Source organism: Pseudoxanthomonas sp. SORGH_AS_0997 (assembly GCF_031453535.1).
In the GTDB taxonomy this organism is placed as follows: domain Bacteria; phylum Pseudomonadota; class Gammaproteobacteria; order Xanthomonadales; family Xanthomonadaceae; genus Pseudoxanthomonas_A; species Pseudoxanthomonas_A winnipegensis.
Genome location: NZ_JAVIZI010000001.1, coordinates 4069556 through 4096428, shown reverse-complemented (window position 1 = coordinate 4096428; position 26873 = coordinate 4069556). Strand labels below are relative to the sequence as shown.

Sequence of the window (26873 nt, the reverse complement as noted above, 5' to 3'; positions counted from 1 at the left end):
ATGCCCGTTCAGTAGACGCTCGCGGTCGAGTTCAGCCTGGTTCCGGACTTGCGCTCGACCGCGCCATACGCCGACATGTCGCATTGCGCATCGTATAATCGGAAGTTCTGCTACGGATGCCAGGTTCAGAATGTCGTTGACGCGCCCAGAACCCGCCCCCAGCCCGGAAAGGCACCAGGGGCACGCGCTGTGCGTCGACCTCGACGGCACGCTGTTAAATTCGGACATCTTGTACGAATCGCTGCTGGCACTGCTTGCGCGGAATCCGCTTTATATCTTCCTGCTTCCGCTGTGGCTTCTGCGCGGCAAAGCTGCTCTCAAGCGCGAACTGGCGCGGAGGGTCACACTCGCCCCGGAACACATGCCCTACAACCAGCATGTGTTGGACATGCTAAGCAACACCCCGCAACGGCCGCGCGTACTGTGTTCGGCGTCTGACCTGCTACTGGTCAAGCCCATCGCCGAGCACTTAGGTTTGTTCGAGGAAGTCATCGCCAGCGAAGGCGCACACAACCTCGCTGGGCACCGCAAGGCGGATGCGCTGGTGGCACGCTTGGGTGAGAGGTGTTTTGACTACGTGGCCAACGACAAGATTGACCTGCAGGTCTGGCGCCATGCTGCCGGTGCCGTAGTGGTCAGTGACGACGCCGCCCTGGCGCACGCCGCCAGCCTCGAAACCGAGGTGCTGGCGGTGCTCCCCTCGCAGCACGGCGGGTTGCGCAGTTGGGTCAAGGCATTGCGCCTCTACCAGTGGCTGAAAAACCTTTTGATCCTTGTGCCGCTGTTGACGGCACACCTGTTTCTGGAGCCAAAGTCAATCGTCGCCGCGCTGGCCGCATTCCTGGCCTTTGGCCTGTGCGCATCCGGCGTGTATCTACTTAACGACCTGCTGGACCTGGCATCGGACCGGCAGCATCCGCGTAAGCGCAATCGCCCGTTCGCTGCGGGCACCCTCCCTTTGTTGCATGGCATGGTTGCGACACCAGTGCTGACCTTGGCTGGCTTTGCGCTCGCACTGTGGGTCAATTCCAGCTTCGCCTTAGTGCTACTGACTTACTTTGTCATCACTCTGGCTTACTCGTTCAAACTCAAACGCACCGCCATCCTCGATGTAGTGGTACTGGCTGCACTTTATACTGTGCGCATTGTCGGCGGCGCGGCGGCAATCGAGAGCGAGTTGTCTTTTTGGCTGCTAGCCTTCTCGATGTTCATCTTCCTCAGTCTGGCCCTGCTCAAGCGTTACACCGAGTTGGAGGCGATGGCCCGCGACGGCAAACACAAGATCGCTGGTCGCGGCTACTCGGCAGAAGACGTGTCGCTGATCCAATCGATGGGGACAGCCGCAGGCTACATCAGCACCATGGTGTTTGCGTTGTACATCAATAGCTCGGAGAGCATGGCGCTTTACACCCATCCCAAGGTGCTATGGCTGCTGTGCCCTGTGTTGCTGTACTGGATCGGCCGGGTTTGGATGGTGGCGCATCGCGGCGAAATGCATGACGACCCGATCGTCTTCGCTGCAACCGACCGTACCAGTCAGATTATCATCGCCCTAGGTGCGCTCATCGTGCTACTGGCCATATGAGCAACCCACGTTACCGTTCCTGGGGACGCTATCCATTCGTCGTGCAGGAGGCCATTGTTCTAAAAAATCGCTCCGCGCCCCTGCCGACGTTGCCTACATCGGCACTCGCATTCGGCAATGGCCGCAGCTATGGCGACGTCTGTCTCAATCCCGGCGGCACTCTGTTGGATGCGCGCGGCCTGGATCGATTCATCTCCTTTTCTCCCGAAACGGGGATCTTGCATTGCGAATCCGGGGTCACACTCTCAGAGATCATCGATTTGGCGCTTCCTCAGGGTTGGTTTCTGCCAGTCACACCGGGCACTCGCTACGTGACTGTCGGCGGCGCAATCGCTAATGACGTGCATGGAAAGAACCATCACCGCGCTGGCAGCTTCGGCCACCATGTACGTTCGCTAGAACTGCTACGCAGCGATGGCGAACGCCGCGTACTTGCCGCGGAGACAGACGATGGCATGTTCACCGCCACCATCGGTGGACTCGGCCTGACCGGGGTAGTGACCCGCGCAGAACTGCAGCTGCGACGCGTACCCGGCCCCTGGCTTGAAACCGAGACGATCCGCTTCAGCGACCTCGACGAATTCTTCGAGTTATCGACACAATCGGCATCGACTCATGAGTACACCGTGGCGTGGATCGACTGCCTGGCGACCGGAAAGCATACTGGCCGCGGCCATTTCATCCGAGGCGATCACGCTGCTGGCGTTGCCGGCGCAGCCACGCCACGCTCCGGCCCACGCTATCCGATGCCGTTCGAGCCTCCACTGTCGCTGGTGAACTCGGTGACGCTGCGCCCCTTTAACACACTGTACTACTGGCGTACCCCACGCCGCGGATTCAATCATTACCAGTCTTACTTCTATCCGCTGGACGGCATCTCCAACTGGAACCGCATCTATGGTCCGCGCGGCTTCCTACAACACCAATGCGTACTACCTCCGGCCACGGCCCGTGATGCGGTGCAAACGCTGCTGGGAGAAATCGCACGCAGCAAGCGCGGCTCGTTCCTGGCAGTGCTTAAGGAGTTCGGCTCGAAGCCCTCACTGGGCATGCTGTCATTCCCGCGGCCAGGCACCACGCTGGCACTGGATTTCCCGCACAGCGACTCCGGGGTGTTTTCGCTGCTGGATCGACTTGATCGCATCGTCGCCGACGCCGGTGGCGCGATTTATCCAGCCAAGGATGCGCGCATGAGCGCGGCACTGTTCCGTCAATCTAATCCCCGTCTGCAGGAGTTTACTGCCTACCGGGATCCAGGCATTTCCTCCGGCCTCTGGCGCCGGCTCACGGAGTCCGCATGCAACGCATTCTGATCATTGGCGCGACGTCTGCCATTGCCGAAGCCACCGCCCGCGTCTACGCCCAGCGCGGCGCAACCTTGTTCCTGGTCGGTCGTAACCGCGACAGGCTCGACGCTATTGCTCAGGACCTGCGTACACGCGGCGCGGCGCAGGTCGAAGTTGCCGAACTGGACGTCAATGCCCTCGATCATCACGCCGCTATGATCGAGGGCGTCTGGGCAACGCTGGGCGGCGTGGACACGACGTTGATTGCCCACGGCACGCTTCCGATACAGTCAGACTGTGATGCGTCGCCGGCGCTGGCCCTGGCCGAGTTTGCCACCAACGGTACCGCTACCATCGCCCTATGCGCGCAAATCGGCCTGCGCCTACGCAAGGGCGACACGCTTGCAGTGATCTCCTCGGTCGCCGGCGACCGTGGCCGTGCCAGCAACTACCTGTATGGCAGCGCAAAAGCCGCTGTTAGTACCTACCTGAGCGGCATGCGTCAGCGCTTACGCCCCCAGGGCGTCAATGTACTGACAATTAAGCCTGGCTTTGTTGATACACCAATGACCGCCGGATTCAAGAAGGGAGTGCTGTGGGCCAAGCCGGACAGCATTGCCAAGGGCATCGTCGCCGCCATTGATCGGCGCCGCTCGGTGGTCTACCTGCCAGGATTCTGGTGGGCAATCATGCAGGTGATCAAGCTGATTCCGGAGCCCATCTTTGTGCGAATCAAGCTATGAACGGGATCCGTCTGGCCACGCTATATCTGACGTTCGCCGCGCTGGCCACTGCTGTCAATATCTCCACTCAGTGGGTTATGGTCCGCGCTTGGCCGTGGTCAGTCACCGCAGTGGCGGCCGGGATCGCCGCCGGCACATTGACCGGGCTACTGGTGAAGTATCTGCTGGACAAGCGCTGGATCTTCCGTTTCGTCACCCGTGACACCCGCCACGACACCCATACGTTCGCCATGTACACCTTGATGGGAGGCGTGACCACAATGATCTTCTGGGGCAGCGAACTTGCGTTCCACCACATATTTGGTAGCGAGACAATGCGCTACATAGGCGCGGTCATCGGCTTGGCGATCGGCTACGTTTCCAAGTATCAGCTCGACAAACGCTTCGTTTTTATCAATCGCCGGACATCCAACAACGCATGAGCAGCCCTTCTCTCCCTGCCTCCCAGTCCGCCCTCCCCGCCAGCGCGATTTGGGGGCGCGTGCTGCCGTGGCTTGTGCTGCTTGCCACCGGCGTATTCTGTGTTCATTACTATCTTGACCTGAAAAAAGGTTTTTTCGACGACGTTTACATTTACCTGGCGGTCGCCCGCAACGCGATCGACTACGGCACTTGGCAGTATTACCCGCACGTAACTGAGCGCGGCGCGTTGCTGGCCTCCTCCCCTGTCCGCATCTTAGTGCTGACTGCAGCGGCCGGCATCTCCGAGTTGGTCGGCCACGGCGCACGCACCCTGCTCGATGCCAAGATCACGCTCATGCTCAGCGGCCTGGTTACCTGGCTGGTGTTCCTGCCGTTCTGGCGGCGCAAGCCAAGTGCATTCGTCTGGTTGGGCGCTCTGCTGCTGTTGCTGTCTACCTGCCTGGATACAATCTTCGAGTTCGAAGGCGGTCTGTTGTTGATGTGGATCGCCACACTGGCGATGCTCGCTCGCGAGCAACAGGCCAACGTGCGCGCTCTGGGTTGGCTGTTGCCGATTGGCCCGCTAATCCGTCCCGATCTGACGCTACCAATTCTGGTCCTGTACTTTGTACATCTAGCCCTACACCGCGGTCGTCTGTGGCCGCAGATCAAGGCTGCGATGCTTCCGGTGGCGGTCTTCGCTGTTGCATGGATCGTGCTTTGCGCGGTGATGAACGTCTGGCCTGTGCCGGTCACCTACTGGGGCAAGTCGGCTATCCCATTCTTGTTTGAGAAGATGACCCTGCTCCGGGCGCTTCCGGAGAGACTCGGTGTATCGATGCTGATGCGTCCGCAGCTGTCTTCGACAGGCAACACCGTCGCCGGTTGGGTCTGCATCCTTGGCGCATTAGGCTCGGTGGCAGTGAACCGCCCACGGATCGGCTGGCCCGCCATTGCCGCTCTGGTCCTGACGTACGTGCTGGTCTTTTACCGCATGCCCGCCAACTTCTGGTGGTACTACCAGAACATCCTCAGCCTGATGGTTGGCATGTTCCTAGGCCGCGCATTCACCGCATCGCGGCACGATCCCCAGCGCCTGTTGGCTGGCGGCCTTGGCCTGCTGCTGATCGCGGCACTGTGTTACGGCCGTCTACCGAATGACGGCCCGGGCCAGTGGCGCACCGCTGAGCAATCGCGCGCCCAAGGCTATCTCTCGATCACGCTTGCGCGGACAGGTCGCGGAACCTTCGAGTTTCCCGGGATAGGTGAATTCATCCTCCGAAACCCAGAGATAGGAATGATGTCGTACTATGCGCAGTCACCAATATTCCAATGGGATTCAGCTGGCCTTGCCCAGCCGCTGGACAACCCGCTTGTCACCCGCAGCCGTATGCGCCACTTCTACCCCAGCACCCTGCGCCGCCCTGCGCAGGATGACGCGCAGGCCATCGTGGATCGTGCAGGCCACCCGATTCCGGTTCTAGACGTATGGGCGATGGAAGATCGCAATTACGATCAAGCACGCAAAAGCTGCCGATGGGTACTGCCCAAGCAGGCATTATGTATCAATCAATACCGAATATTGACACCCACGCAAGCCAAGGAGACACCATGAGTCATCTGACCAAGATCGCGGTTCTTGCGATACTCGCCGCGCTGGCCGGCTGCGAGAAGAAGCCCAGTGACGCCAAGGAGCTACTGACTCAGAACCCTCCACCAGCGGATACCAGCTCCGACGCCGCGCAAGCCGTCACGCTGGCGCCTGGTCAGGCTTCTCTCTTGAAGCTGGACGGTGTCAACAAGCTGATGCATGCCGAGTTGCCGGAGCCGACTTGTGCACAGCGCAGCGAGGCTGTCATTAGCTGGGACGCTGCCGCAACAGGTAACGAGCGCATCGAGCTGTGGGTCGGCCCCGAGGGCGCTCGCCAGATCGTTGCCGCGGGTGGCGGCAAGGACAAGGCCGTGATCCCCGGATGGGCCAGCCCAGGACAGATCTTCACCCTGCGCACCCTGGATGGCAAGCAGGAACTCGACAAGCTTCTACTGCCGGGCGATGCCTGCCCGTAAGCCACGTCATAGCTGGCATGTCGGCGCATCGCCAGCTTTCAGCACAAAGGTTCGGCACAAAGAGAACCCCGGCCATCACGGCCGGGCAAGGGGTATGCGGGCGGTCCGCGCTGGGGCTAGCTGCCGTGTGCTCAGCTGGGCGGTGACGCATCCTGTGCTACATGCAATTGCAAGCCGCTGCTGAGCCAGCTTGACTTGGCATCCTGGCCCTACGGCGGGCAGTCCCTGACATAGAGTCGCCCCCCGTCGGCCAAGATACTCCGCAACTTGAAACGCTCCTGGATAAATTCGAGCAACAGTGGATTGGTGCTGCCGATCCGGAGGTCTGAACGCTGATCGATAGCCGCCTCCGTGTGCACGAGGATCACCTTCACTCTGGCTGCCTGCAGACGCGCGATCTGCTGACGCTGAAATAGCATGTCGCGTGGGTACAGGAAGTAAAGGTCCCACAACGGTGAGGCCCGCCGGACCAGCGGCAGCATGCCAGGGTAATAGGGCATCGCCAGCGCTTGTTCATGACCGACCGCGCATTCGTGCATGGCCTGGGCAAACTGATCTATCAGTCGTGCTTGGTTGACGTCGACTACCAGTCGCGCCCCCCCTAGCTCTTGCTTAACCATACTGCCGGGCACATGCCGATTGGCATTCCAAGCGTTCACGCACGGCACGTTGGGAAGCCACGCGCAGATACACATAAGCGTCCATATAGCCGCAGCACCCCAGGCCAGCCGTGAATGTCTGCCTCCGCGCAACCATGTGGCTAAGTAAATAAATGCCGGCAGGATGCCTTGCGCGATGTGGCCAAAATCGGCCCGATAGAAGCCTTGATGCAAGTACGGAATGCCGACAAACAGCGCTGCTGCACGCAACAGCAGCGCTGGCTCAGAGGTTATGTAGCGGCGTCGCTGGCATAGCAACTCGACGAGCCCGAATGTGTACACCAAGAACGTCGCTAGCGACAACCATGAAGTAGCGACTGTCTGCACATCCGCCACAGACCCCAACATCTGCCGCACACGCCAGGGAAAGGGGATCGGCAACGGTATCTGCCAGTCCGAGGTGAAGCGCACCGAGGCGATCATCGCATTGGCGAAGACGCGGTCGCGAACGAACCACAGCAACATCGGAAAATAGCCTGCGAGCACCCCGGCGCAGAACGCAAGGCCGCCCCGTCGAGAGCTCCTTAATCCGTAGCGCTGCGCGTGCAGCGCAAGGCCCGCGAACGCAGCGAGGCAGCAGTAAAGTCCCGAGTTGCGCCCCAAAATAGCCGCCACCCCCGTAACAAGCCCAAGACAGAACCAGCTCTTTGTCCCCGCGCGCAGCAGGGCGACGAACAGCGCTGCAGTCGCGATGAGCGACCAGGATTGCTCGTAGACTTTGTGCCGCGGATAGGCCAGCGCCATCGCTAGCAATAGGGTGAAAAGGATTCTCGCCGCTAGTGGCAGCCGAGCCCAATGCATGGATCCACATGCGCAGGCTAGCCCTAGGGCACCAAACGCCGCGCCGGCCGCCCGCCACCAGAAGATGCCGTCAGCACCGGCCGCTTTAAACCAAGCGGCTACCCAAAGATAGCGCCCCGGATCGTAGCTGAAATGGTCGCGTACCGGCAATGTTCCATCCAGAACCAACTGCGACAGGTGCCAAGCCCAGCCCTCGTCTCCCATGTTGTAGCCGTAGCGCCAGTTCGCAGCGAACACCAGCGCCGACAGAGCGAACGCAGTAAGTACTGCTTGCAGGAGGACGCGCGGCAGCGGCGGCACATCGACAGGGCGAGTGAAAAGGTCAAGGTTCGATTGCATGTTCCGGGAGTTCGGTGAAGGAGAGCGAAAGCCAATCGCACGGACAACGCTGAGACTGTAGATCAGCAGAGTTCCGACACCGACAAGGGCGCTGGCTGCTGCCGTCTAAAGTTCAGACGGCGCGACCTAGAGCCAACGCATCGCGGCCTGCAGATCGGGCAGTGCAAGGTGCTTGGGCGGGGGCACCTGCTCGCCGATATCGTCTCCAATCAGCAGCAGACGCCCGACTCCGACAGCCTGGCCCGCGAGCATGTCCGTCGCTTTGTCGCCGACCAGGGTTGAAACGGCCAAATCGACCCCGTAGTCTCGCGCCGCTGCCATCAGCATTCCGGGCCCTGGCTTTCGACAGGCGCAAGCAACGCGGTAACGGCCTTGTCCGGCGAGCGGATGGTGTGGGCAGTAATACGTGGCGGCGATTTGCAAGCCGCGCTGAGCGAACTGCGCGTGCATCCACCCCGTGTACGCGACGAACTCCATCTCGTCGTATTTCCCGCGTGCGATCCCGGCCTGGTTGGTCACCACCACCAGCGCATAGCCCTTTGCTTGTGCCAACTCGCACAATTCGAAGATGCCAGGAACCCACTGGGTCTGCATAGGTGTATGCACATATCCGAGATCGACGTTGACGACACCGTCCCGATCCAGCAGCAGCGTCTTTCCGAGCACAACACCTGTATCCGGATGCCGAGCACCAGGAACCAGCCCCGGCCCGGGCTTATCCACACCTGGGCTCCCGGAAAAGCGCCTGTGCACGCCTATAGTCCTCCGGCACCCCGATATCAATGAAATCGGCGGTCTGCGTGCAACCGGCGATCCCATGCGCCATCGCAGCCGGCTGCAACACCTCGATCTCGAACGAGAACGCTCGATCGCTGGGCAGCGCCTCAAGCACCTTCCGCCCTAGAAAATAACTTCCGGCATTGATGTACCCGGGCGCATTGCCGCCCTTTTCTCGGAACGCAGTCACTCGCTCGCCGGCCAACTCAACGGCACCGTAGCGGCCCACATCCTCAACCCTGGCCAGGGCCACTGCCAGCTCCAGTCCCTGCCGCTGCGCGCAGGCCTGCAACTGCGCAGGCGCGTAATGCAGAAAGGTATCGCCGTTGCATAGATGCACGGCATCGCCGCGCAACTGCTGCCGCGCCAGCGCCACCGCGCCGCCCGTGCCCAGCGCCGATGGCTCACGCGAGTAGACGATGTCCATGCCCTGCCAAGTAGCACCGACCGCGCCTTCTATCAGCTCGGCAAGATAGCCGGTCGCGAGTACCACCCGGCGGATCCCGCCGCGGGCGAGGTTGTCAAGGATATAAGCCAGAAACGGCCGACCCGCGACCGGTGCCAGCGGCTTGGGCAGATTCGGAACCTCGGCGCGTAGGCGCGTGCCCAAGCCGCCTACCAAGACGATCGCCTCATCTACCAAATGCATGCGCGCCTTCGTCATGCGCCATTCCTGTACGTCACGGCGCGGACTGCGCCGGAGTGAACATCTCGCTTTCGATCAGCGCGCACAACAAATGGCCAATGAACTCGTGACCTTCCTGGATACGCGGAGTCTCATCGGAAGGCACCCGAAAGCAGATCCGACAGCGGTTGGCCATGTCACCGCCACTCTTGCCGGTGAAGCCTATCACCTGCACGCCCTTGGCATCACATGCATCTAAAGCGCGCAGGATGTTCTTCGAACGGCCCGAGGTAGAGATGCCAACGAATACATCGCCTCTGTTCCCTAACGCTTCGATCTGCCTTGCAAACGTGTAGTCGTAACCGTAGTCGTTGCCGATCGCCGTAAGGATCGAGGTGTCCGTGGTCAGGGCAATCGCCGGTAAGCCAGGGCGGTCGAAGTAGAAGCGCGACACCAGTTCGCCCGCCCAGTGTTGGGCGTCCGCGGCGCTACCGCCGTTACCGGCAAACAGGATTTTGCAACCTGCGCGTAAAGCATCAACGCACAGCTGTACGGCTTGCACGATCTGAGCATGCAACTCCGCATCCGACGACATTAGTTGAAAATTGCGAAGACTCTTGGTGAATTCCGCCCCAATAAACTCGTTCATCCGATTTTCCATGATCTGGCCCCGTGGTCAGTAAAGTGTGCGTCGTAAACAGTTCCGCCGGCAGACGACAGCGCTTTGACCAGGCCGAAGCGGTGCACCGGATCGCAGACGAACATCATGAATCCACCGCCTCCTGCGCCCGAGACTTTGGTGGCGCGAGCACCGTTGGCGAACGCAAGCCGCTCGACTTCATCGATCGTCGTGTTGCTTATGCTGGAAGCGCTCTGCTTCTTCGCCACCCAGCCGGACTGCATAACTTCAGCGAAACGATTCAAATCACCACGCAAGAGTGCTTCCTTCATCTGAGTGGCCTCGACCTTCAGCCGATGCATTGCATCAAGCGAGTCCGAACGCCCTTCGCGTATGTTGCGCGACTGCTCGTCGATGATCTTGGCCGAGGAGCGCGAAACCCCAGTGAAGTACAGCACCAGGCTGGATTCCAGTTCCGCCCAGATCCAGTCTTTGATCCGTAGCGGATTCACGATCACCCGGTCCTCAGCATAAAACTCCATGAAGTTGAAGCCACCGAATGCGGCGGCATACTGGTCCTGTTTGCCGCCGGACAGGCCGAGCTTCTCCCGTTCGATATGGAAGGCTAGGTGCGCGATCTCATATTCGCCTAGTGCTAACGAGAAGTACTCGGCAAAGGCCGTGACAAGGGCAACGACCATCGTCGAGGATGAGCCCAAGCCCGACCCAGGCGGCGCATCGGAATGTGTGCGCATGCGCACCAGCGGACGACGGCCCCCAAGATAAGTGTCGCTCAAATGCAGGTACACGCCCTTCATCAATTGCAACGACCCCGGACTGGCCTGAACATGCTCTGGCTCCGCCGCCTCCTGCACACCGGCGTCCTGAGCGCAAAACTCAACTAGACCCGAGGCCGACGCGTCTACGGTGGCGTAGGCGTACTTATCGATGGTCACGTTCATGACAAAACCGCCGTGCTGGTCGCAGAACGGCGATACATCGGTTCCGCCACCAGCCAAGCCTAGCCGCAGCGGGGCACGCGAACGTACGATCATACCCCCACCCCAGTGCGGCTAAGCATGCTGCGCCAGTAAACCAGCATGTCCTGAAGAGTTTGTCCGATATCGACCCTCTGGGACCAACCTGTGTGTGCGATCAGCTTGCCCGAATCACCGAAAATCACTTTCTCGTCGCTCGGGCGCAACAGCACCGGATCTGTCTCGACCGAAATCGGCATACTCGCTGCGGCGACCACGCGCTCAACGATTTCCCCGATTCTGTAAGTCCTCGCGCCGCTGATGTTGTACACGCCACCGATCTCGCCCTTCTCAGCCAGCAGTTCAAGCGCGCTAGCCAAGTCACGCACATCCGTGATAGCGCGCCAGGTGTCTTGGTTGCCGACTTTGAGTACCGGCGCAATCTGTCCTGCTTCAATACGCGCTACGCGCTGGGTCAGATCAGCGCAAACGTCGCCGCTCTTGCGTGCGCCGGTGGTATTGAAGATGCGCGCGCAGACGCTACGCACACGAAAATTTGTCCAGTACTGCAGCGCGAGCATCTCCGTGGCGACTTTACTGATCCCATAGGGATGCAACGGCCGAAGCGGATGCGATTCCTTGACAGGAATTGCCTCAGCCTGCACCTCACCGTACTGCGCACTGGAGCATGCTACTACCACTACCGGATCGATATCTGCAGCCCGGATTGACTCGTAGACGTTCGCGGTGCCAACCACGTTGGTTTGGAGGGTTTCGATCGGAACCTTCCAAGACAACGCCGGATAACTTTGCGCCGACAGCAGATAGACCACGTCCGGCCTGAAGCCGGCGATCACTTGGTCTGTTTGTTCACGGTAGCGGATATCGCAACGCACCACGCGATCCTGAAACGAGGTCCAATCGCTCGGATCGATTGTTGGATTACAACTTGTGCCGAGCACATCGTGTCCAGCGGCGATGGCGCGTTCCATCATGTAGCTACCGACGAAGCCTGTCGCCCCCAAGACGAGTATCTTCATATTCCTTCTCATTTCCTGTTGTTTTTTATGCGCTCAATCCGCGTGCGACGCGCCTGTACGTCCGGATAGCGGTGCGGGTCCACATCCTCGGCTATGACTTGCCACAGCGCCTCCTCGGAGAAACGCGAACGCGCGAAGTCCTGTGCCGCGCCAGAGGCACGTAGCCATTCGGCGTCGTCGCGCAACAGGCGGACCACCTCGCGCGCGAATCCGTCAGCACTTTCGGCTACGGCGAGAAAGCTTTTCGCATCATCCAGTCCTTGCGCGCCGGCTGGCGAGGTTACGGTGGGCAAGCCGAAACGCATGGCTTCAGCCACTTTCCCCTTCATGCCGCCTCCGTAGCGCAGCGGTGCAACCACCACGCGGCTGCGCGCGTAGTAGCCCATCAGCTCATCGTCCGTCACGAAGCCTGTGACACTTACTGCGGCACCGGCTAGTGCTCGCACATCTGGGGTCGGGTTGGATCCCACCAGATGGATGTGCACATCCGCCACATGCGCCTGAATCAAAGGCAGCACCTCGTTAACGAACCACACCGCAGCGTCGCCGTTGGGCCCGTGACCGAAACCAGCGACGAACAACAGATTACGTCGCTCCGCCAAGTTAGAGGCCGGATCGACCGGGAAGCTATCAAACGCGTATACCGGGATTGTAAAGGCCTTGATCTTCGCCAACGCGTTCGCTTGTAGCCAAGTCACCACATCAGCGATCTCGGTTACCGACGGGTAGTAAATTGTGTCGACTTGCCGCCATACCCGCTCCTCCATAGCACGCATGCGCTCCATCTCCTCGCGCAAGTCCTCGCCGCCGTCGCCGATGGCGATCTGCGCGGCCAAGCGCTTGTGGTGGATGTCATGCCCATAGTAGATCAGCGGCGCGTCGGTATGCCGACGTAACGCATCGATGAAGTTCACCGAGATGTGCGGACGGCTCAGCAGCACATAGTCAATGCAAGCACCGTTGTCGCTAATCCACTGTTCGAAGCCGCCGCCGTACTCGTGGCCGTAGTACACCTCTACACCGGCCTCCTGCAGCCGCGGGGTGTAGACCGGGTCGAACCACAAGTTCTCCGGCCAGAACTTCACCGCCATGTCCTGCTTCAGGAATAGCGACATGAACTGCCACATCGTCCGCGAGCCGGCGTCGCGGTCAGGCTGAGGTACGTAGTGGTCGATGATTAGCACAGTCTTTCGCAGCTGCGACCGGTCGCGCGCCAGAAAAGGCAGCTCAGCGTTAGAGAAGTGCTCGCGTTCCAGCACGTCCTTCCAGCGCTCGCGGAACTTGACCTGATTCGCCACTTGGTAAGCCTTGATCCCTACGCTGGTGTCAGTTCCGTGGGAAATGCCCTCGTGGTGAACCACAACCGCGCGTGGCTGGAGGTAGACCTTCAGCCCCTGCGCTCGTACGCGGAATGCTAAATCGGTATCCTCGCAATAGGCTGGCAGATATAGCGGGTCGAAGCCGCCCAGTTCCTCCAACAACACGCGCGGAGCCATGATTGCCGCGCCTGAGATGTAGTCCGCCTCGTGTACGTAGTTGTAGATCGCCGCCTGAGGATCCTGCAAGCGACCGAAGTTCCACGCGCTGGCGTCGGCCCAGACGATGCCGCCAGCCTCCTGCTGGCGTCCATCCGGATAGATTAATTTCGCGCCAACAAGACCAGCGTCGGCACGACTGCGGAACACATCCAGCAAAGCATCGAGCCAACCCTCACGCACCTCGGTATCGTTGTTTAGAAAGACCACATAGTCGCCGCGCGCTTGGGTTAAGGCGTGATTGCACGACATCAGGAAGCCCAAGTTATGCGGGTTGCGGTAATAGCGCAGTCCTGGAATCTCCGCCAAGCGATCGATGTCTGGGTCGCCGGAAGCATCCTCGGCGACAATCACCTCGAACGGCACCTTCGCCCCCGCAGCGGCCACTGAGCGCACGCAGGCAAGGCTGTACATGAAGTTGCCGTAAGTCGGAACCAGCACGCTGACCACCGGCCGCTCGGTTTCGGGCAAGCACAGCGTACCGATCACCAAGTCCGCGTCGGCCTCCACTTCGGATAGCGATAGATTCTCAACAGGTAGGATCTGCCCGCGAGATCTGCGCATCAACCAATTTTTGACCGGCACCCGCAACTTACCTAGCAGCGGGTTGCGCGCCAATGCAGAGTGGCGCAGAGAGCCGATCACTGCGTCCCAGTCGCCGCGCGCAAGGCGCCCGGCCAAGCGCATCGGCCGGGTCAGGCGCCACGACTGCGAGCCAACGATTTGCTCCAACATCCGCGTGGCCTGCGCCAATTCGCGCTGGTTATGCTCGCGGTCACCAGTCATTGCGCTACGCAATCCAGCCAGTTCGCCTTCACGTGAAACAAGTAACGAAGCCTGCGCGTGCACCTCCGTTTCCAACATCAGACGGTGCCGCGCCGACTCCAGCGCGATGCGCTGCGCCGCCTCAGTCTTGTCAGTTAGTTCCCCTTGTAGTCCAGCGATGACCGCATCGAGTTCGGCAAGCCGATTGTCGCGCTCGCGCAACAGCGCCTGCTGCTCCAGCCCTTGCTGCGAGGCTTGCTGCAGTTGCACCTCCAATTCGGACAGCCGTTGCAGCAGATCTTGGTTTTGTCGCTGAAGCAGGGCCCTGCATTCACGCTCAACGCCAAGGTCATGAAGGCATTCGGCCTGGCTGCGCGCTAGTTGATCGGCCATTGGCACAAGTTGCTCAAGCTGCGCGCGCGCCTGTGCATGGGCTTCGCGCTCCTGCACTAGCTCCTGCTCCATCGGCAGCAAAACCTCGAGCTGAGCGCGCGCCGCTTTCTCCTTTGCTAATTCTTGCTCCAGCGACTTCAGGCCCTCGAGCTCTGCACGAGCATGCGAATGCGCCTCCCTTTCCTGCGCCAGCTGCTGCTCCAGCTGCAGTAAACCCTCGAGCTGCGCGCGCGTCTGAGCGCGCGCTTCGCGCTCCTGCTGCAACTCAAGTGCAAGTGACTGCGCCCACGCACCGACCCGCTCGTGCTCCTCCTCCAGCCGCTCATGCACGACTTGAAGGTGCCGGTAATCTGCTTGCACGGACAAGGCCTGCAACATCGCTGCGCCGCCCCCTCCCTCCACCGCAGCGAACGGAGAAACTGAGAGACGCGCCGCAGCGAATGCCAGCGCATCCACTGGGACAGCATTAGGCACTACCGCCTGCTGAAAATCGAATTCCTGGGCCAGATAGGCGTCTATCCGCGCCTCATCCAGAATCAAAGCTGGATGCAGAAGTGCAAGCAGCTCGGAGATAAACACGCGGTATTGCAACTGCGTCGAGTCGAACGGACGCGCAACCGGCGGGCAAGAGGACAAGGCCTCGAACAGGCCGCGAAAGAGCAGGAATCCCAGCGACAGAGGCTCGGCCTTCCGCCACTCCCGGTCGATGTAGACAAGACTGCCATCGACGGCCTGCACCAGATTGTGCGGCACGATATCGATTTCCCCACCAGGAATGCGTAGCTCGGCCGGCTCCGACGCAGCGGCGAATTGCTCGGGGTCAATCCCAGCATGTGCGCACACCACCCCCGCCCAGGCCGCTATCCACGGCTGCACGTCCTGGAGCCGCCAACCATCCACCGCCAGTTGCCGGTAGAGGAGCATGCTCCAAGTCGGCCCGGGTACGAACTTCTCATCCTCCGGCTGCCAGCGGTAGCTACCGGCCCACGGTGGCGCGGCATCGCATAACAGCCGGCGTCGCCGTACCAACGGCGTTGCGCCAGCGCAAAATACTGCCTGCTTGCAAAACTGCGGGTAGCGATTCACCGAATAGTAGTAGGCAGAAACGTCCCCATTCTCCGCACCGAACGGCGCATCGGTCGGATCGGCATGCGCTACCATCAGGAACGAGTTGGACATGTCCGCGATCAGGCCGTTCTCGGCAAGCACCCACCAAGCACGGTCCAGCGCGAACAGTGGCGCGCCCTGTAGACTTTCATCCTGAGCCATCGTCATTGCTGCCAATGACGCGCCACCGCCGGTGAAACCCGGCATGGCATCCTCTTCCTTGCTGAGCAGAACTGCAGTGGGTAGTTTGTAGTCCGGAAATGGCAGCGCCACGCCAACGCTGGGAAAACCGGCTGTGGCCAGCAAGCGCTTAAGTTCCACGCAGCCATAAGTGCGCGGCCCGTGTTCGGTGTACAGATCCGAGACGCCGATCATCGGCCTTCCCAGATGGTCCTCCGGAGCGCCGGCAAAGTATTTCAGCCCCAGCTTGTTCTCGATCGCCACCAGCAGCACACCGCCTGGCCGCAGCAAGTCGCGAGCCAGGCGCAGCCAGTGCGCTGCCGCGTCGGGGCGCTCGCAAAATCGATGAGCATACTCAAGGACCCCAATTAGGGTGACGGCATCAAAGCGCTCGCCTGTCGCGTGAAAACGCTCCAGTTGCTCGACCACAACCTTCACATTATCTAGACCGCTACAACGCGCCGCGGCAACCTGGGCGCGTCGATGCGAAGGCTCTAGCGCGACCACCTCCGCTGCCGTCTCCCCCAGATAGCGAGTTATCGCGCCGCAACCGGCACCGATCTCCAGAACTCGTCCGCGCAACAGATCGACCATCGGTCGCAACAGGTTGGCACGCTTGGCACTAAAATAATAGCGTGTCGGCCAGTCGCTGATCTTTCCCGCCAACTCGGAAGAGAGAACCGAGCGATCACCACAAGCCTGCAGCAATTGCAGCAAACGCCGCTCCACTGCGTCGCCATCGCTGTAATCCCAGTTTTGTGCCTCTCCGCGTGGCAACCAGCAATGCGTGTCGAGGTGCAACTCGTATTGTTGCATCCAACCGTTGTCGTCAATGGTCATACGATCCTGATCTCTGCGCCGAGGTCAGTGACCCCAAAGAATGGCCGGTCCGCTTCCACACACAGGTGGATAGCATCGTAACGCCGGTCATGCGGCACCACCTCGCCGCTGGTGACCCGGCTGGCGATGCCAAGAGATAGAAAATAGTCGCCGGCAGCGCAATTCAACGGTAGCGTTACCCGCACAACGCCCTCACTTGGCTCGCTGGCAAGCGGCCTCTCCAGGCGCGCCAGTTCGGTGTTTGTTCCATAGACAGTGACACCTTCCTTAGTTTTCAAGGTAATTCCGAAGATCGGCCCAATGATTGACTCCTTGAATCGGTAGCGGACGTAGCAAGTCAGCACTTGGCCGGAACGAATAACCTGGGGATAAACCTGCTCGCCAATGAACAACATAAAGTCGAGCAACTCAGCTCGCCGATCGCCCCAGCGATGTTCGTATGGGTTGTAAAGCGGGCGGGAGTCGAAACGCGGCTCCTTGCGAAGCGCAAAATCCGGATCGCAGAGCTCGACCTGTATCGGCATCGCATGGTGCGCCACATGCTTGGTGTCGTTTACGGCCACAACAGGCTCGTCAACCGGAGCGCGCCCGTACAAGAGGTCCAGATACTTATTGACAATCAAACGCGGCGCACCGTCAGCCAGCTTACGCCCCGCCTCCAGCAAAACCGCGCGGTCACAGTGAGTTACTACCTGCTCCGTAGAATGAGTGACCAGCAGGATCGAGGTCCCAGCTTCGCGCAGCGCCTTGAGCCGGGCAAAGCACTTGGCCTGAAAGCGCGCATCACCCACAGCTAAGGCCTCGTCTACGATGAGGATCTCCGGATCGATCTGCGCCTGCACTGCAAAAGCGAGGCGAACCACCATACCGCTGGAATAGGTGCGCACCGGCTGGTTGACGAACTCGCCGATGTCGGCAAACGCCAGAATGTCGTCGAGCTTTCCCTCGACTTCTTCGCGCTCCATGCCTAGCAGAGAGGCATTGAGGTAAACATTCTCCAGGCCCGTAAATTCCGGATTGAATCCGGACCCCAATTCAAGCAAGGCGGCCACGCGTCCGTTTACCGTAATTTGGCCAGCAGTTGGTGCCACAGTGCCAGTGATCACCTGCAGCAGAGTCGACTTACCTGACCCATTACGCCCTATCAAGGCGACACACTCACCTCGCGCAACCTCCAAAGATATATCGCGCAATGCCCAAAATTCTGCATGGAAGCGCCGCCGCTCCGCCCCAGTCACGCGCGCAAACGCCGTGGCAGCCATTTGTTTAAGACGATCTGACGGCCGGCTGTAGACTTCGTAGCATTTGGCGACGTTTTCGACAAGGATCGCCATATCAGATGACATCGGCAAACCCTCGACGCGTTAGCTGGAACACGCACCAGCCCAGCCACGCCACTACCAAGGAGGCCACAGCGTACCCAAGCGCAGACTGCCAGCTTGGCAGGTTCCCCCACAGTATTACTTCGCGCCCCGACTCCACCACGAAGGTCAATGGATTCAGAGACAACAGCCAGCGATACTGCTCCGGCAGCATGCTGCGCGGATAGAAAATTGGCGCCAGGAAAACTAACGCCGTGGCTACTACCACCATAACCTGCTGCAGGTCGCGGAAGAAAACACCGAGCGCGGCGAGAAACCAGGTGATACCCGCCACCATTGGAACAAAGAGCACAAAGAGCGCCGGCAGAAGCAGGCAGGTGGGTGCTACTGGAGTGCGCGTCAGCAGTAGCGCCAACGCCAACACCACCAAGCTGATCAGCGCATGGAATAGCGCGCTGGCGACCGCGACCCAAGGCAGTACATCCAACGGGAAAACCACCTTCTTCACGTAGTTCGGATTGGACACCACTAAAGAAGAACCGCGGTTGAGGCATTCTGACAAGAAGTTAGCAAATATCAGGCCAATGAAAAGCACGATGGTAAAACTTACGTTCGCGGTCTCGGCCGCGGTCCAGCGCGATTTAAAGATGTAGCCGAAGACGAACGAGTAAATCGCCAGCATCAGTAGCGGAGTGAAGAACGCCCACAGGCTGCCCCCGACCGAGCCGCGATAACGCCCCGACACATCACGACGAGTGAGCTCAAAGATCAGCCTAGCGTTTTGCAACAGCGAAACGTATGGCGCTAGCAGGCCAAGATTGCGTCGGCTGGACGACGCGCGGAGTTGGGGTTGGGTCAGCATCCCAGGGCACGCTCCAGGTCACCCCGTAAATCCCCAACCTCCTCCACCCCCACACTCAACCGCACCAACCCATCGGTGATGCCCAGGCGCGCGCGGCGCTCGGCGGGGATGGAGGCGTGGGTCATCAGGGCGGGGACGTTGACCAGGCTTTCGACGCCGCCGAGGGATTCGGCCAGGGTGAACAGCCGGGTGTGCTCGCAGAAGGACTTGGCTGCGGCCGCGCCACCCTTGAGTTCGAAGGAGATGATGCCGCCGAAGCCGGACATCTGCCTGGCCGCCAGCGCGTGTTGGGGGTGCATGGTCAGGCCGGGGTAGATCACCTGCGCCACGGCGTCCTGGGTCTGCAGCCACTGTGCCAGGGCCAGGGCGTTGTCGCAGTGGGCCTTCATGCGCAGGTGCAGCGTCTTCAGGCCGCGCAGGGCCAGGAAGCTGTCGAACGGGCCCTGCACCGCGCCGGCGGAGTTCTGCAGGAAGGCCAGCTGCTCGGCCAGCTCGGCGTCGTCGCCGACCACGGCCACGCCGCCGACCATGTCCGAGTGGCCGTTGAGGTACTTGGTGGCCGAGTGCACCACCAGGTGCGCACCCAGGCTGAGCGGACGCTGCAGCATCGGCGAGGCGAAGGTGTTGTCGACTACCACCTTCAGCCCGCGCGCGCGGGCGATCTGCGCGATCGCGGCGATGTCCACGATCTTGAGCATCGGGTTGGTGGGCGTCTCGATCCACACCAGCTTGGTCTTCGACGTGATCGCTGCTTCGAACGCCGCCGGGTCGGTCAGGTCGACGAAGCTGAAATCCAGCCCGGCGCTGCGCTTGCGCACGCGCTCGAACAGGCGGTAGCTGCCGCCGTACAGGTCGTCCATGGCGATGACATGGTCGCCGCTGTCCAGCAGCTCCAGCACGGTCGCGGTGGCGGCCATGCCCGAGGCGAAGGCGAAGCCGCGGCTGCCGCCTTCCAGCGCCGCAATGCAGCGCTCATAGGCGAAGCGGGTCGGGTTCTGCGTGCGGCTGTATTCGAAGCCGCTGTGCTGGCCCGGGCTCGGCTGCGCGTAGGTGGACGTGGCGTAGATGGGCGGCATCACCGCCCCGGTGCTGGGGTCGGGCGCCTGCCCGCCGTGGATGGCGAGCGTCGCCAAAGCCAGGCTGCTGTCGCCGTCCTGGCTCCCGCGGGTATGGTCGGACATGGGGGGGTTCTTCAGAGATCGAGGGGAATTCTAGCAGTGCCGTCACGCACCCAGGCGCGACGGATTCATGAACGACAAGCTGAATGCGGCGCGGTTCACTGCACGCGCCGGCGCAGATAGTTGAGCAGGTCGATGCGCGTGATCAACCCCAGGAACTGCTCGCCCTGCATCACGATGGCCACCTGCCCGCGATCGAACACCGGCAGCAGCGCTTCGATCGGCGAGGCCACGTCCAGCCGCTCCAGCTTGCTGACCATCGCGGTGGCGACCTGGTCGCCGAAGCGCGCCTCGTCGCCGTACACATGCAGCAGCACGTCGGACTCGTCGATGATGCCGACCAGTTTCTCGCCCTCCATCACCGGCAGCTGCGAGACGTCGTAGAGCTTCATGCGCTGGTAGGCGGTGGTCAACAGGTCGGTCGGAGCGACCACCACCGTGTCCTTCTGGCTGTACGGGCGCAGGATCAGGTCGCGCAGGTCGCCGTGCTGGGGGCGCTCGATGAAGCCGTTGTCCAGCATCCAGTAGTCGTTGTACATCTTGGACAGGTACTTGTTGCCGGTGTCGCAGACGAACACCAGCACCCGCTTGGGCTTGGTCTGTTCGCGGCAGTAGCGCAGCGCGGCGGCCAGCAGCGTGCCTGTCGAGGAGCCGCCCAGGATCCCTTCCTTGGCCAGCAGCTCGCGCGCGGTCAGGAAGCTCTCCTTGTCCGCGATCGCATAGGCCTTCTTGACCCGGCTGAAATCGGAGATGCCGGGCAGGAAGTCCTCGCCGATGCCTTCCACCAGCCAGCTGCCGGACTTCTCGCTCAGCGTGCCCTCGTTGATGTACTGGGTCAGGATCGAGCCGACCGGGTCGGCCAGCACCAGCTCGGTGTCCGGCGAGGCCTTGGCGAAGGCGCGCGACAGGCCGGTCATCGTGCCCGAGCTGCCGCAGCCGAACACGATCGCATCCAGCCGGCCGTCCATCTGCTCCAGGATTTCCGGGCCGGTGCCGAATTCGTGCGCGGCCGGGTTGTCCGGGTTGCCGAACTGGTTGATGAAGTAGGCGCCCGGGGTCTGGCTGGCGATGCGCGCGGCCAGGTCGTGGTAGTACTCCGGATGGCCCTTGGCCACGTCCGAGCGGGTCAGCACCACCTCGGCGCCCATGGCCTTGAGGTTGAAGATCTTCTCCCGGCTCATCTTGTCCGGCACCACCAGGATCAGGCGGTAGCCCTTCTGCTGGGCCACCAGCGCCAGTCCCAGGCCGGTATTGCCGGCCGTGCCTTCCACCAGGGTCGCGCCGGGCTTGAGCTCGCCACGCGCCTCGGCGGCGCCGATCATCGACAGGCCGATGCGGTCCTTGATCGAGCCGCCGGGGTTGGCGCTCTCAAGCTTCAGGTACAGCTCGCACACACCGGTGTCCAGGTGCTGGGCCTTGACGATGGGGGTGCGGCCGATCAGTTCGAGGACCGAGGAATGGATCGCCATGCGGGCGGGACGCTCGTGATGAGGGGCAGGCGATTATGGCATCGCCACCGCAACGAGCCGTTCAGTTCCACCCGCGCCCAAGGGCGGATGCGAAAGCAGCGGCCACCAGGGCCGCCGCAGGACTACGAATTGCGCGGGTGCCGGCGTCCGACGAGGAAGTCACCGGCACCCGCGACTGTGAACCAGATCAGTGTGGGGTGGATTCGTACTTGCGCTGCAGGCGCTGCTTGGCCAGGAGCTTCTCGCGCTTCATCTGGCCCAGGGTGGCGTCGTCGATGGGCAGGACGCCCAGCTCGGCATCCATCACCTTCTTGTTGAGTTTGCGGTGGCGCTCGTAGAGCTGCTTGAACTCGGGATCGGTCTTGATCAAGGCCTCGATTTCGGACTGCGGCTGCTCTTCAAACATGGGCATTCTCCTTCAGCGGAAATACGAACGCCCCGGCCGGTGAACGGCGCAGGGCGTGGCGTGGGGGAAGCACGGATCGATGAACCAACGCCCGGACGGGGCGTGCACAGCGGTCTGGATTGGGTCGGGCATCGGCTTCATCGGCGCGGCGTCTCCGTCAATCCAGGAGGTCTTCAGCGACCCCCTGGGGATACGACCCTACTCCTGCCCTTCGGGGGCGACAAGCACCGTTCGGCGGACACAGACAGGTCCAGGTTGGCTTGGCGAAGACGGCCCGCCCGGCAACCGGGACGGGCGCCGCAGATTCAGATAAATGACTGATTCTTAATGAAAATCACGGTGCCACGATGGCCGCGGCCGCCTGCGTCTTGCTGGCGCCCTTGCCGCCGCCGTCGGTGACCCGGGCCTTGGCCACGCCGGCGGAAATCAGCGCGGTCCGCAGGGCCGCCGAGCGGCCGGCACCCAACTGTTTGTCGCCGTAGCCCACCACCCGCAGCTTGGTGCCCTTGGTGGCGTCCATGTAGGCCGCAAGCGCCTGCACCGCGGACTTGCCGGCCGCGGTCAGCGTGGCCTTGCCGTCCTGGAACATGGCCGGCGTCAGCACGAAGGTCTCGGCCCCGTCGGCGCCGAAGCTGGACTTGGGCAGCTTGGCGCCGGAGACCAGTTCGGCCTCCTGGCGGGCCAGCGCGGCGTCCTTCTGCCGGGCAGCGTTGAGCTTGGCCTGCTGGGTGGAGGTGGCGGTGGAGATCACCTCCTGCACCTGTTCGGCCTGCGCGGCCGCCTCGGCCTCGGCCTGCTGACGCAGGCGCTCGGCTTCCTCGGCCTGGATCTGCTGCTGCACCCGCAGGCGCTCGGCCTCCTGGCGCGCACGCGCGGTCTCGCGGCGGCTGGCTTCCAGCAGCAGGTCGTTGCGGGTGCGGTCCAGGGTGTCGATCTGGCGGCCGATGGCGCCGTTCTGGGCGGCCACTTCGGCGATCTCGACCCGGCGCTGGGCGACGTACAGCAGGGCATCGCGCTCGCTGCGCTTGGAATCGGCATAGCGGGCGATGGCCTGGACGGCCTGCAGGCGCTCGTAGGCGCCCTGCTCGCGCAGGTCGGGATTGGCGTCCAGCGCGTTCAGGCGGGCGTTGAGCTGGGCCACGACCTCGTCGTCGGCGGCCAGCGCAGGCAGCGCCAGGCCCAGCGCCAGGGCGAGCAGCAGGCCGCGGGACAGGGAACGGTTCATGGCGTGCCTCCCGGGGCGGCGGGGGGAAGCGTGGGCAGCGTGTCCTGGGGCGGCAGCGGCGTCGGGGCAGGTGGCGCCGGCGGCGGGGCGGCCAGGACCTTCTGCAGCCGATCGATCTCGGACTGCTCCTGGGCCAGGCGGGCCTGGGCGGTGGCCTGCGCGCTGCGCGCACGGGCCAGGTCGGCATCGGCCTGTGCCTGCAGGGCCAGCAGCGGGATCTGCTTGCGGCCGCTGCGGCTCTCGCCCAATGCCTGGGCCTGGCTGACCTTGTCGCGCGCGGCCTGGATCAGGTCCGGGGCGTACTGGTCGGCGTCGGCGTCGCTGGCGCGCTGCACGGCGGCCTGGGCCGCGGCGAGTTCGGCCACGCCCGCTTCCTGCGCCTGCGCGGCGGCACTGAGTGCGAGGAAGGCCAAACCGGTGACGCACAGCCGTCTGGAGAATTGTGCGAAGCTACGAATCATCTTGATGGCCGCGGCGTTCTAGGGGGAATCCGCGGCCATTGTCGTCAAGCACATAGCGCACTTGCAATGGACGTGCAGGCGCCAAGCCAGCGGGGACTCATCAATGGACATCGGCTATTTCCTCAAGCTGATGACGGAAAAGAACGCGTCGGACATGTTCCTGACCACCGGCGCGCCCGTCTACATCAAGATCGAAGGCAGGCTCTACCCCCTTGGCAACACCGGCCTGCCGCCGGGTATGGTCAAGAAAATCGCCTATTCGCTGATGGACGAGGGCCAGGTGCCGCAATTCGAGCGCGACCTGGAGCTCAACATGGCCGTGGCCCTGGCCGAGGCCGGGCGCTTCCGCGTCAATGTATTCAAGCAGCGCGGCGAGGTGGGCATGGTCATCCGCGCCATCCGCAGCAAGATCCCCTCGATCGAGGAGCTGCAGCTGCCGGAGGTGCTCAAGGACATCATCATGACCCCGCGTGGGCTGGTGCTGCTGGTCGGCTCGACCGGCTCGGGCAAGTCGACCTCGCTGGCCTCGATGATCGACTACCGCAACTCCAGCACCACCGGGCACATTCTCACCATCGAGGACCCGATCGAGTACCTGCACAAGCACAAGCAGTCCATCGTCAACCAGCGTGAGGTCGGCCTGGACACCCACGCCTTCCACAACGCGCTGAAGAACGCCATGCGCGAGGCGCCGGACGTGATCCTGATCGGCGAGATCCTGGATGCGACCACCATGGAGGCGGCCATCGCCTTCGCCGAGACCGGCCACCTGTGCCTGGCCACGCTGCACTCCAACAACGCCGACCAGACCATCGAGCGCATCCTCAACTTCTTCCCCGAGACCGCGCACAAGAACGTGCTGATGAACCTGGCGCTGAACCTGCGCGCCGTGGTGTCCCAGCGCCTGGTCAAGGGCGTGGACGGGCGCCGGCTGCCGGCCGCCGAGGTCCTGATCAACACCCCGGTGATCCGCGACCTGCTGCGCCGCGGCCAGATCCACGAGATCAAGCAGGCCATGGAGGAATCGCTGGAGGACGGCATGGAGTCCTTCGACCAGTGCCTGTTCCGCATGGCCAAGGAAGGCAGGATCAGCCAGGAGGAGGCGCTGCGCGCGGCCGATTCGCGCGATGGCCTGGCGCTGAAGTTCCGCCTGTCCGAGGGCGCCTCGGGCGAGCACGACCCTTACGCCGATCTGTACGACAGCAGCGCCCCCTCGACGATCACGCACGGCTTCGGCTGAGGCGCGCCACTGCATGCTCGTGGGAGCACCTGTCTTTTCAAATCCCGCAGCGACCTGCCTGTAGAGCGGAGCTTGTGGCAATCCCCTCTTTGGGGCTCCGCTGCTCTTCGTTCGGTTCGTGGGGAAGGCCCCAGCGGAGCAAGCTCCGCTCTACAGGGGAGCCATGGCGACTCCCACAGGAGGAGAGACCTCTCAGGCGTCCAGCGGCGCCGGCCCGGGCGCGTCGGGCTGGCGCTCGGGGCTGGCGTGGATGAAGGCCGGCAGCGCCAGGCAGGCCTGCTCGATCCGGGCGATGGTCGGATAGGGCGACAGGTCCACCTCGAAGCGCCGCGCGTTGTACAGCTGCGGAATCAGGCAGCAATCGGCCAGGCCCGGCGCCTCGCCATGGCAATAGGTGCCGGTGACCAGGTCATTGGCCAGCAGGGTCTCCATCGCCTGCAGCCCCTCGCCCACCCAGTGCCGCACCCAGGCCTCGCGCTCGACCGGCGGCACGCGCCATTCCTCGTCGAAGAAGCGCAGCACGCGCAGATTGCCCAGCGGGTGGATGTCGCAGGCCACCAGCTGCGCCAGCGCGCGCACGCGGGCGCGGTCGCGGGCGCTGGACGGCATCAGCGGCCGCTCCGGCCAGCTCTCGTCCAGATACTCCAGGATCGCCAGCGACTGGCGCAGCACCCGCTTGCCATGCATCAGCGTGGGCACCAGGTGCTGCGGGTTGAGCCGCGCGTAGTCGGGCTGGTGCTGCTGCCCGCCGTCGCGCACCAGGTGCACCGGCTCCAGGTCGTAGGGCAGGCCCTTGAGGTTCAGTCCGATGCGGACCCGGTAAGCGGCGCTGGAACGCCAGTAGGAATACAGCCGCAGACGGTCGGACACGCGCAGAACCTCGAGGAATGTCGCACCGGCCTCCCCCATGGCGGCCGGAACCGGCGATTGTCGCGCACGCGGGCGCCGTGCGCCCGCCTGATGCCTGCCCTAGGCCTGGCGTTCGACGCGCTGCTCGATCGCGCCGAACACCGAGGCGCCGTCGCGTCCGAGCATCTCGATGCGCACCGTGTCGCCGAACGCCAGGAACGGCGTGCTGGCCTGTCCGTCGCGCAGGGTCTCCACCACGCGCTGTTCGGCCAGGCAGGACGCGCCCTTGCCGGTGTCGTGGTTGGCGATGGTGCCCGAGCCGACCAGGGTACCGGCCACCAGCGGCCGGGTCCGCGCGGCGTGCGCGATCAGCTGGGCGAAGTCGAACTGCATGTCCGCCCCGGCCTCCGGCTCGCCGAACCAGGCGCCGTTGAGCTGGGTGCGCATGGCCAGGTGCAGCTTGTGCCCGGCCCAGGCTTCGCCCAGCTCGTCCGGGGTGACCAGCACCGGCGAGAGCGCCGAGCGCGGCTTGGACTGCAGGAAGCCGAAGCCCTTGGCCAGCTCGGCCGGGATCAGATTGCGCAGGGACACGTCGTTGACCAAGCCGACCAGCTGGATGTGCTCGCCGGCACGCGCCGCGTCCACGCCCATCGGCACGTCGTCGGTGACCACCACCACCTCGGCCTCCAGGTCGATGCCGAAGTCCTCGCTGGTCACGCGGATCGACTCGCGCGGGCCCAGGAAGCCGGCGCTGGTGGCCTGGTACATCAGCGGATCGGTGTAGAAGCTCTCCGGCACCTGCGCGCCACGCGCCTGGCGCACGCGCTCGACATGGGCCAGATACGCACTGCCATCGAGGAACTCGTAGGCCCGCGGCAGCGGCGCGGCCAGGGCCGCCATGTCCAGCGCGAACGCGCCGTCGGCCTGGTCCGTCTCCAGCGCCTTCGCCAAGGCCTGCAGGCGCGGGGCGAGGCTGGCCCACTCCTCCAGCGCGCGCTGCAGGGTCGGCGCGATGCCGACCGCGCGCACCGCACGCGACAGGTCGCGCGAGACCACGATCAGCGTGCCGTCGCGGCCGCCTTCCTTCAACGAACCCAGCTTCATTGCCCGCCCTCCACGGC

At 62.8% G+C, this 26873-nt stretch carries 23 protein-coding genes; 7 read left to right on the top strand and 16 right to left on the bottom strand.

Going from position 1 to position 26873, the window contains the following annotated elements; genetic code table 11:
• Window positions 1–187 precede the first annotated feature (187 nt).
• The 6 genes from QE438_RS17875 to QE438_RS17850 are packed head-to-tail and all read left to right on the top strand — an operon-like array spanning window position 188 to window position 6083.
• A complete protein-coding gene (locus tag QE438_RS17875; protein WP_306996222.1) occupies window positions 188–1585 on the top strand; it encodes a UbiA family prenyltransferase in 1398 nt (465 codons plus the stop codon).
• Complete coding sequence (locus tag QE438_RS17870) at window positions 1582–2898, top strand: FAD-binding oxidoreductase (RefSeq protein ID WP_306993685.1); 1317 nt, start codon at window positions 1582–1584, stop codon at window positions 2896–2898. Before QE438_RS17875 ends, QE438_RS17870 begins: the two co-directional genes overlap by 4 nt.
• On the top strand, window positions 2883–3614 hold the full coding sequence (locus QE438_RS17865) for an SDR family oxidoreductase (RefSeq protein ID WP_306993687.1): 732 nt from the start codon (window positions 2883–2885) through the stop codon (window positions 3612–3614). Before QE438_RS17870 ends, QE438_RS17865 begins: the two co-directional genes overlap by 16 nt.
• Complete coding sequence (locus QE438_RS17860) at window positions 3611–4036, top strand: GtrA family protein (protein ID WP_306993689.1); 426 nt, start codon at window positions 3611–3613, stop codon at window positions 4034–4036. Before QE438_RS17865 ends, QE438_RS17860 begins: the two co-directional genes overlap by 4 nt.
• Window positions 4033–5631, top strand: a complete 1599-nt coding sequence (locus QE438_RS17855; protein ID WP_306993690.1) for a hypothetical protein — start codon at window positions 4033–4035, stop codon at window positions 5629–5631. Before QE438_RS17860 ends, QE438_RS17855 begins: the two co-directional genes overlap by 4 nt.
• Window positions 5628–6083: a hypothetical protein gene (locus QE438_RS17850; RefSeq protein ID WP_306993692.1), complete on the top strand. Its 456-nt coding sequence runs from the start codon at window positions 5628–5630 to the stop codon at window positions 6081–6083. The genes QE438_RS17855 and QE438_RS17850 overlap by 4 nt, the downstream gene beginning before the upstream one ends.
• A 209-nt stretch (window positions 6084–6292) precedes the next feature.
• Here QE438_RS17850 and QE438_RS17845 read toward each other — a convergent pair whose 3' ends face one another.
• The 14 genes from QE438_RS17845 to QE438_RS17780 form a co-directional block, all read right to left on the bottom strand.
• On the bottom strand, window positions 6293–7882 hold the full coding sequence (locus QE438_RS17845) for a hypothetical protein (protein WP_306993693.1): 1590 nt from the start codon (window positions 7880–7882) through the stop codon (window positions 6293–6295).
• Window positions 7883–8008: 126 nt separating this feature from the next.
• Window positions 8009–8605 (bottom strand): HAD family hydrolase, encoded by a 597-nt coding sequence (locus QE438_RS17840; RefSeq protein WP_306993695.1) that lies wholly within the window; start codon window positions 8603–8605, stop codon window positions 8009–8011.
• Window positions 8598–9323, bottom strand: coding sequence for a nucleotidyltransferase family protein (locus QE438_RS17835; RefSeq protein ID WP_306993697.1), 726 nt, complete (start codon window positions 9321–9323; stop codon window positions 8598–8600). The genes QE438_RS17840 and QE438_RS17835 overlap by 8 nt, the downstream gene beginning before the upstream one ends.
• 16 nt (window positions 9324–9339) lie before the next feature.
• A complete protein-coding gene (locus QE438_RS17830; protein WP_306993699.1) occupies window positions 9340–9933 on the bottom strand; it encodes a D-sedoheptulose 7-phosphate isomerase in 594 nt (197 codons plus the stop codon).
• Window positions 9930–10865, bottom strand: coding sequence for a dehydrogenase (locus QE438_RS17825; RefSeq protein ID WP_306993701.1), 936 nt, complete (start codon window positions 10863–10865; stop codon window positions 9930–9932). Before QE438_RS17825 ends, QE438_RS17830 begins: the two co-directional genes overlap by 4 nt.
• Window positions 10866–10954: 89 nt before the next feature.
• Window positions 10955–11920 (bottom strand): GDP-mannose 4,6-dehydratase, encoded by a 966-nt coding sequence (locus QE438_RS17820; RefSeq protein ID WP_306993703.1) that lies wholly within the window; start codon window positions 11918–11920, stop codon window positions 10955–10957.
• Window positions 11921–11928: 8 nt separating this feature from the next.
• Window positions 11929–16740 carry a glycosyltransferase gene (locus QE438_RS17815; RefSeq protein WP_306993705.1) on the bottom strand — a complete coding sequence of 1604 codons (4812 nt, stop codon included), beginning with the start codon at window positions 16738–16740 and terminating at the stop codon, window positions 11929–11931.
• The gene (locus QE438_RS17810; RefSeq protein WP_306993707.1) at window positions 16737–18086 is read right to left on the bottom strand and encodes an ABC transporter ATP-binding protein; all 1350 of its coding nucleotides are present in this window, start codon (window positions 18084–18086) and stop codon (window positions 16737–16739) included. Before QE438_RS17810 ends, QE438_RS17815 begins: the two co-directional genes overlap by 4 nt.
• Window positions 18076–18924: an ABC transporter permease gene (locus QE438_RS17805; protein ID WP_307184056.1), complete on the bottom strand. Its 849-nt coding sequence runs from the start codon at window positions 18922–18924 to the stop codon at window positions 18076–18078. The genes QE438_RS17810 and QE438_RS17805 overlap by 11 nt, the downstream gene beginning before the upstream one ends.
• The gene (locus QE438_RS17800; protein WP_306993713.1) at window positions 18918–20105 is read right to left on the bottom strand and encodes a cystathionine gamma-synthase; all 1188 of its coding nucleotides are present in this window, start codon (window positions 20103–20105) and stop codon (window positions 18918–18920) included. Before QE438_RS17800 ends, QE438_RS17805 begins: the two co-directional genes overlap by 7 nt.
• A 95-nt stretch (window positions 20106–20200) precedes the next feature.
• A complete protein-coding gene (locus QE438_RS17795) occupies window positions 20201–21571 on the bottom strand; it encodes a pyridoxal-phosphate dependent enzyme (RefSeq protein WP_306993715.1) in 1371 nt (456 codons plus the stop codon).
• A 187-nt stretch (window positions 21572–21758) separates the two neighbouring features.
• Entirely contained in the window at window positions 21759–21977 is a 219-nt protein-coding gene (locus tag QE438_RS17790; RefSeq protein ID WP_130515246.1) for a YdcH family protein, read from the bottom strand.
• Window positions 21978–22311: 334 nt separating this feature from the next.
• Window positions 22312–23202 (bottom strand): hypothetical protein, encoded by an 891-nt coding sequence (locus tag QE438_RS17785; RefSeq protein WP_306993717.1) that lies wholly within the window; start codon window positions 23200–23202, stop codon window positions 22312–22314.
• Window positions 23199–23567, bottom strand: coding sequence for a DUF4398 domain-containing protein (locus QE438_RS17780; RefSeq protein ID WP_309735808.1), 369 nt, complete (start codon window positions 23565–23567; stop codon window positions 23199–23201). Before QE438_RS17780 ends, QE438_RS17785 begins: the two co-directional genes overlap by 4 nt.
• 199 nt (window positions 23568–23766) lie before the next feature.
• Here QE438_RS17780 and QE438_RS17775 point away from each other — a divergent pair, with 199 nt between their 5' ends.
• Window positions 23767–24903: a PilT/PilU family type 4a pilus ATPase gene (locus tag QE438_RS17775; RefSeq protein ID WP_130515239.1), complete on the top strand. Its 1137-nt coding sequence runs from the start codon at window positions 23767–23769 to the stop codon at window positions 24901–24903.
• Window positions 24904–25095: 192 nt separating this feature from the next.
• Here QE438_RS17775 and maiA read toward each other — a convergent pair whose 3' ends face one another.
• Window positions 25096–25773 (bottom strand): maleylacetoacetate isomerase, encoded by a 678-nt coding sequence (maiA, locus tag QE438_RS17770; protein ID WP_306993722.1) that lies wholly within the window; start codon window positions 25771–25773, stop codon window positions 25096–25098.
• 99 nt (window positions 25774–25872) lie between these two features.
• Complete coding sequence (locus QE438_RS17765) at window positions 25873–26856, bottom strand: fumarylacetoacetate hydrolase family protein (RefSeq protein ID WP_307184058.1); 984 nt, start codon at window positions 26854–26856, stop codon at window positions 25873–25875.
• Between the last annotated feature and the right edge of the window lie 17 nt (window positions 26857–26873).